This is a genomic window from Mesorhizobium sp. M2C.T.Ca.TU.002.02.1.1 (genome assembly GCF_003997225.1).
The window spans coordinates 1-1,897 of record NZ_RZTO01001025.1 but is presented as its reverse complement, the minus strand read 5'-3'; the positions used below and the strand labels follow the sequence as shown (position 1 = coordinate 1,897).

Here is a 1,897-nt window from a genome sequence, read left to right as displayed (position 1 = left end):
GTGCCGGCATCGTCGTCACCATCAAGGAATAATTGGACTGAAACGGATCTGTCGCGGGCGCGGGAGCTGCCCGCGCCGCGCCAGAACAAGGAATTGACGCATGAACGGACAGAATATCCGCATCCGCCTTAAGGCGTTTGACCACCGGGTGCTCGACGCCTCGACGCGCGAAATCGTGTCGACCGCCAAGCGCACCGGCGCCAACGTCCGCGGCCCCATTCCGCTGCCGACGCGGATCGAAAAATTCACGGTCAACCGGTCGCCCCACGTCGACAAGAAGAGCCGTGAGCAGTTCGAGATGCGCACGCACAAGCGGCTGCTCGACATTGTCGATCCGACCCCGCAGACGGTCGATGCTTTGATGAAGCTCGATCTGGCGGCCGGTGTCGACGTCGAGATCAAGCTCTAAGGGAATGAGAGCGCGGTAAGGGGCGCTGCCCCTGGCCCGGAACTCTAAAGGAATTGAACCGATGCGTTCAGGTGTGATTGCAAAGAAGGTGGGAATGACCCGCATCTACAACGATGCCGGGGAACACGTTCCCGTCACCGTTCTCCAGCTGGAGAACTGCCAGGTCGTGGCCCAGCGCACGCAGGAGAAGAACGGCTACACCGCCGTCCAGCTCGGCGTTGGCCTTGCCAAGGTGAAGAACACGTCGAAGGCGATGCGCGGCCATTTCGCCGCCGCCTCCGTCGAGCCGAAGGCCAAGCTCGCCGAGTTTCGCGTCTCCGCCGATAACATGATCGACGTCGGCGCGGAGCTGACCGTCGAGCATTTCGTCGCCGGCCAGAAGGTCGACGTCACCGGCACCTCGACCGGTAAGGGTTTCCAGGGCGTCATCAAGCGGCACCACATGGGCGGTGGCCGCGCCACGCACGGTAACTCGGTCTCGCACCGTACGCACGGTTCAACCGGTCAGCGCCAGGACCCCGGCAAGGTGTTCAAGGGCAAGAAGATGGCCGGCCACATGGGTGACACCCGCGTGACCACGCAGAATGTCGAGGTCGTGTCGACCGACGCCGACCGTGGCCTGATCCTGATCCGCGGCGCGGTTCCCGGCGTCAAGGGCGCCTGGATCCTGGTTCGCGATGCTGCCAAGGCGGCGCTGCCGGCCAATGCGCCGAAGCCTGCCGCGATCCGTGCCGCTGCCGCCAAGAACGAAGCCCCGGCCACTGAGGGAGCGGAATAATGGACCTCAAGATCACAACGCTCGGCGGCAAGGACGCAGGCAAGGTGAAACTCTCCGAGGAGATTTTCGGCCTTGACCCGCGCGAGGACATCCTGCAGCGCGTCGTGCGCTGGCAGCTCGCCAAGAAGCAACAGGGCACGCACAAGGCCAAGGGCCGCGCCGAGATCGCGCGCACCGGCGCCAAGATGTACAAGCAGAAGGGTACGGGCCGCGCCCGTCACCACTCGGCTCGCGCTCCGCAGTTCCGCGGCGGCGGCAAGGCGCACGGCCCGGTCGTGCGCAGCCACGAGCACGAGCTGCCGAAGAAGGTGCGCGCGCTGGGCCTGAAGCATGCTCTCTCGGCCAAGGCCAAAAGCGCTTCGCTCATCATCGTCGACGAGCTGAAGCTGGCCGAAGCCAAGACCAAGGCGCTGGCGGCGAACCTCGAGACGCTGGGGCTGACCAACGCCCTGGTGATCGGCGGCGCCGAGCTTGACCAGAACTTCAAGCTGGCCGCGACCAACATTCCCAACATCGACGTGCTGCCCATCCAGGGCATCAACGTCTACGACATTCTGCGCCGCGGCACGCTGGTCCTTTCGAAGGCCGCCGTCGAGGCTCTCGAGGAGCGCTTTAAATGACCGACCTCCGTCACTACGACGTGATCGTCTCGCCGGCGATCACCGAAAAGTCGACCATGGCTTCCGAGCAGAACCAGGTCGTCTTCAACG

At 64.5% G+C, this 1,897-nt stretch carries 3 protein-coding genes and 1 pseudogene; all 4 read left to right on the top strand.

The window, feature by feature from the left end; translation table 11 throughout:
• Positions 1-100: 100 nt before the first annotated feature.
• Positions 101-409: a 30S ribosomal protein S10 gene (gene rpsJ / locus EOD07_RS32870; protein WP_006205468.1), complete on the top strand. Its 309-nt coding sequence runs from the start codon at positions 101-103 to the stop codon at positions 407-409.
• Between the two features lie 61 nt (positions 410-470).
• Positions 471-1,187: a 50S ribosomal protein L3 gene (gene rplC / locus EOD07_RS32865; RefSeq protein WP_127238199.1), complete on the top strand. Its 717-nt coding sequence runs from the start codon at positions 471-473 to the stop codon at positions 1,185-1,187.
• A complete protein-coding gene (rplD, locus tag EOD07_RS32860) occupies positions 1,187-1,807 on the top strand; it encodes a 50S ribosomal protein L4 (protein WP_040983035.1) in 621 nt (206 codons plus the stop codon). Before rplC ends, rplD begins: the two co-directional genes overlap by 1 nt.
• Positions 1,804-1,897: pseudogene (locus EOD07_RS32855) on the top strand (50S ribosomal protein L23); the annotation flags it as partial. The gene rplD and the pseudogene EOD07_RS32855, both read left to right, overlap by 4 nt.

Bases quoted from the DNA above. Each gene is read 5' to 3' on its own strand.
- rpsJ (WP_006205468.1), top strand. From the start codon at position 101: ATGAACGGACAGAATATCCGCATCCGCCTTAAGGCGTTTGACCACCGG.
- rplC (WP_127238199.1), top strand. From the start codon at position 471: ATGCGTTCAGGTGTGATTGCAAAGAAGGTGGGAATGACCCGCATCTAC.
- rplD (WP_040983035.1), top strand. From the start codon at position 1,187: ATGGACCTCAAGATCACAACGCTCGGCGGCAAGGACGCAGGCAAGGTG.